This is a genomic window from Streptomyces sp. NPDC060027, from assembly GCF_042737005.1.
Lineage (GTDB): Bacteria > Actinomycetota > Actinomycetes > Streptomycetales > Streptomycetaceae > Streptomyces.
The window spans coordinates 1-1,402 of the sequence record NZ_JBHWVI010000465.1 but is presented as its reverse complement, the minus strand read 5'-3'; the positions used below and the strand labels follow the sequence as shown (position 1 = coordinate 1,402).

General features: G+C 69.3%; 1 protein-coding gene. It reads left to right on the top strand.

The window, feature by feature from the left end; all coding sequences use genetic code 11:
- Positions 1 to 1,402 (top strand): 2-oxoacid:acceptor oxidoreductase subunit alpha (locus tag ACFWBT_RS43040; protein ID WP_385710302.1); only part of this gene is annotated, 1,402 nt, incomplete at both ends.

Genomic DNA, 1,402 nt, shown 5'->3' with positions numbered 1-1,402 from the left:
GTGCTCGTGGCCATGAACCCGGCGGCCCTGAAGGCGAATATCGCCGATGTGCCGCGCGGCGCGGAGATCATCGTCAACACGGACGAGTTCACCAAACGGGCGATGCAGAAGGTCGGCTACGCGGCCAACCCGCTGGAGGACGGCTCGCTGGACGGCTACAACGTCCATCCCGTGCCGCTCACGACGATGACCGTCGAGGCGCTCAAGGAGTTCGAGCTCTCCCGCAAGGAGGCCGAGCGGAGCAAGAACATGTTCGCGCTCGGACTGCTGTCGTGGATGTACCACCGGCCGACCGAGGGCACCGAGAGGTTCCTGCGGACCAAGTTCGCCAAGAAGCCCGAGATCGCCGCCGCCAACCTCGCCGCGTTCAGGGCCGGTTGGAACTTCGGCGAGACGACCGAGGACTTCGCCGTCTCCTACGAGATCGCCCCGGCGACGAAGGCGTTCCCCGTCGGCACCTACCGGAACATCTCCGGGAACCTCGCCCTGTCGTACGGCCTGGTCGCCGCCTCCCAGCAGGCCGACCTGCCGCTCTACCTGGGCTCCTACCCCATCACCCCGGCCTCCGACATCCTGCACGAGCTGTCGAAGCACAAGAACTTCGGGGTGCGCACCTTCCAGGCCGAGGACGAGATCGCGGGCATCGGCGCCGCGCTCGGCGCCGCGTTCGGCGGCTCGCTCGCCGTGACGACGACGTCCGGCCCCGGTGTGGCCCTGAAGTCGGAGACGATCGGACTCGCGGTCTCGCTCGAACTGCCGCTGCTCGTCATCGACATCCAGCGCGGCGGACCGTCGACCGGTCTGCCGACCAAGACCGAGCAGGCCGACCTGCTGCAGGCGATGTACGGGCGCAACGGCGAGGCCCCGGTGCCGGTGGTCGCGCCGAGGACTCCGGCCGACTGTTTCGACGCGGCGATGGAGGCGGCCCGGATCGCGCTGACGTACCGGACGCCCGTACTGCTGCTCTCCGACGGCTACCTGGCCAACGGCAGCGAGCCGTGGCGCATCCCGGAGACGGACGAACTCCCGGACCTGCGCGTGCAGTTCACCCAGGGGCCCAACCACACGCTGGACGACGGCACCGAGGTCTTCTGGCCCTACAAGCGCGACCCCGGAACCCTCGCTCGGCCCTGGGCCATCCCCGGAACACCCGGCCTGGAGCACCGCATCGGCGGTATCGAGAAGCAGGACGGCAGCGGCAACATCTCCTACGACCCCGCGAACCACGACTTCATGGTCCGCACCCGCCAGGCCAAGATCGACGGCATCGACGTCCCCGACCTCGAGGTCGACGACCCCACCGCGGGCACCGACAGCGCGGCCGACACCCTTGTGCTGGGCTGGGGTTCGACCTATGGACCCATCACCGCGGCGGTACGCCGGCTGCGCAACGCCGGGGAGA